This window comes from Rhodococcus sp. 14-2470-1a, from assembly GCF_002259425.1.
Classification (GTDB): Bacteria; Actinomycetota; Actinomycetes; order Mycobacteriales; family Mycobacteriaceae; genus Rhodococcoides; species Rhodococcoides fascians_E.
In genome coordinates, this window is sequence record NZ_NPFZ01000058.1 from 1 (window position 1) to 2,649 (window position 2,649).

Annotated in this window: 1 protein-coding gene; it reads left to right on the forward strand. The window is 65.5% G+C overall.

The genetic code is table 11. The features are described 5' to 3' along the window. Positions 1-2,649: condensation domain-containing protein (locus CH292_RS27565; protein ID WP_143545834.1), on the forward strand; the 2,649-nt coding region annotated here is incomplete at both ends.

The window sequence follows — 2,649 nt, forward strand, 5'->3', positions numbered from 1 at the left end:
TACCGCACCGGCGATCTCGTCCGCTGGAACACCGACGGGCAACTCGACTACCTCGGACGCACCGACGATCAGGTCAAGATCCGCGGCTACCGCATCGAAACCGACGACATCCGCACCGTCCTCGAACACCACCCCGCCGTCTCCACCGCCATCGTCATCGCCGCAGACCACCCCGGAAACACCAACGGCAGCGGCACCGGAAAATACCTCGCCGCCTATCACACCAGCACCACCGACAATGAGGCCACCGACGAGGAACTACGGGCATTCCTCACCGACCGACTACCCGACTACATGATCCCCACCGTCTTCATCCCCGTCACCGAAATCCCCGTCACCCCCAACGGCAAACTCGACCACCGCGCCCTACCCACACCCGACCTCACCGGGGCATTGGCTGGCGGACAAGAACTCGAGACCGATACGGAAAAAGCACTCGGGCGGCTGTTCCACGAAGTCCTCGGACTCACCGACGACACCACACTCACCGCAGACGACCATTTCTTCCGCCTCGGCGGGCACTCCCTGACCGCCACCCGCGTCGCCGCCCGCATCAACGCCGAACTCGGCACCTCCCTGACCCTGCGCGAAGTGTTCACCACCCCCACCATCACCGGCCTCGCCGCCCTCGTCGACACCACCATCGCCACCCTCGACACCACCGGCGACGGCGCCACAGCACACCTGTCACCAGTACGCATCACCGACATCGAGGTCACCGACCCGATCCCCGCCTCCTACGGCCAACAAGCACTCTGGATCATCGACCAACTCGGCGGACCCGCCTCCCAGTACGTCGTACCCACGATCTGGACCCTCACCGGAAACCTCGACACCGCAGCCTTCACCGCAGCCATCGGCGACCTCGTCACCCGCCACCACCCCCTGCGCACCCTGCTCGTCGAACACGACGGCACCCTCACCCAACACATCGTCGAACCCGCCCACATCACCGAACGACTCTCCATCGAGATCACCGACCTACGCGGCACCGACAACACCCACCCCCACACCGATACCGACCCCGACACCTATATCGCCGCTCTCATCGCCGCCGGGTTCGATCTCGCCACCGACCTCCCACTCCGCGTCGCTGTCCTGCGCACCGCCGACACCGAATGGACCATCGCCCTCATCGCGCACCACCACGCGATCGACGAATGGTCCACCCCCGCCCTGCTCACCGACCTCGCCGCCGCCTACACCGCACGACAGGCCGGCACCGCACCGACCTGGACACCACTACCGGTCACCTACGCCCACTACGCCACCTGGCAACGCACCACCCTCGGCGACGCCGCCGACCCCACCTCCGAACTCTCCCGCCACCTCGACTACTGGCGCACCACCCTCACCGACGCCCCCGACGAATCGATCATCACCCTCGACCACCCCCGCCCCGCACACCCCACCGGCCACGGCACCGACATCACCTTCACCATCGACCCCCACACCGCCGCCGCAGCCCGCACCGTCGCCGCCCACTGCGGCGTCTCGATGTTCACCCTCACCCACACCGTCACCGCCATCACCGCATCACTGCTCGGCGCCGGCACCGACATCATCATCGGATCCCCCATCGGCGGACGCACCGAACACGGACTCGAAAACCTCATCGGCTACTTCGTCAACACCCTCCCCCTACGCCACCACCTCCACCCCACCGACACCATCACCGACCTACTCACCACCACCCACCACACCATCCTCGACGGCCTCGCCCACCAACACGCACCCTTCGAAACCATCACCCGCACCACCAACACACCCCGCACCACCAACCGCACACCCCTCTTCCAAATCCTCCTCACCCACACGACCTCTCATATCGACGACGGAACTGGTGAGGTGGGTTCGTTGCTGCCGGGCCTGGTCGAATCAGTACTTCCGACGGGCGCGGCAACGGAGTTGGGTGCGGTGACGGGGTTGGGTGCGGCCAAGACCGATCTCGACCTCGACCTCACAGACACCCCGAACGGTATGGTCGGCTCCCTCACCTACGCCACCGAACTGTTCACCCCCGCCACCATCGACCGATTCACCACCACCTTCCAACGCGTCCTGAAAACCCTTGCCGCCACACCAGACACACGACTGGCAGAGATACCAGTCCTCACCGACCCCGAACACACACAACTCGACCACTGGTCGACCGGGCCCGTCCTACCCAACCCGAACACCACCCTCGACACACTCATCCGCAACCGAACCACCCACACCCCACACGCCACCGCCGTCATCGACGACTCAGCCGCCACGACGTCCTACACAGATCTCGACTTCCGCGCAAACGCACTGGCGCACATACTGATCGAACGTGGCGTGCAGCTCGGAGACCGCGTCGCAGTCATGCTCCCCCGCAACGTCGACCTCGTCACCACACTGATCGCCGTCATCCGCGCCGGCGCAGTCTACGTCCCCATCGACCCCGACTACCCCAGCGAACGCATCACCCACATCCTCGACGACGCTTCTCCCACAGTGGTCATCACCGAAGATTTCCTCACCGACCCAGCAGTATCAGCACGCCTGACACACGGTGACACCGCGGCACCGGTACTGACACGCACCCTCACCCCCGCCGACACCGCCTACGTCATCTTCACCTCCGGCACCACCGGACGCCCCAAAGGCGTCATGATCTCCCAC